Genomic DNA, 497 nt, shown 5'->3' with positions numbered 1-497 from the left:
TCTGTAGCTGCATCTTCCTTCAGCTTATTGATGTACTCTTCGGTTTGTTCTACCAGTTCATCTAGACCAGCCTGAATTGCAGTCTCAGTATTGTTCCAGAACTTAGCAATGCAATCTTCAATTTGGTCCCAAACGTTTTCCTTTTTGATTGCTTCAGCAACCTTTTTAGCGAGGCTTTTCTGCCATGAACTACCCATTAAACGATAAACCATATATCCAATCGCAGCTGCAATGGCAATACCGATAGTGATCGGGCCACCAAGAGCCGCCACGAACGATGTAACTGAGGTTACGCTACTGGCAAGTCCTAACGAAACAAGTACACCCGCAGCTTTACCAACTAGTATGTAAGCCCCTAAGTTGCTTGCAATCGTAGATACATATAGTGCCATTGCACCTAGACTTCCTAGTCCGGCCATACCACCAACAAATGCTGCGCGGGAGTTAAATTCAGAAACATCGATATCAAGCCCCCCAATTTCTGAGTCAATAGAAGC

General features: G+C 44.7%; 1 pseudogene. It reads right to left on the bottom strand.

Going from position 1 to position 497, the window contains the following annotated elements:
- Positions 1–497, bottom strand: a pseudogene (locus IQR33_RS24230) (hypothetical protein); the annotation flags it as partial.

Origin of the sequence: Vibrio sp. OPT46 (genome assembly GCF_015163535.1) — a bacterium.
Lineage (GTDB): Bacteria > Pseudomonadota > Gammaproteobacteria > Enterobacterales > Vibrionaceae > Vibrio > Vibrio alginolyticus.
This window is presented reverse-complemented; position numbering and strand designations above follow the sequence as displayed.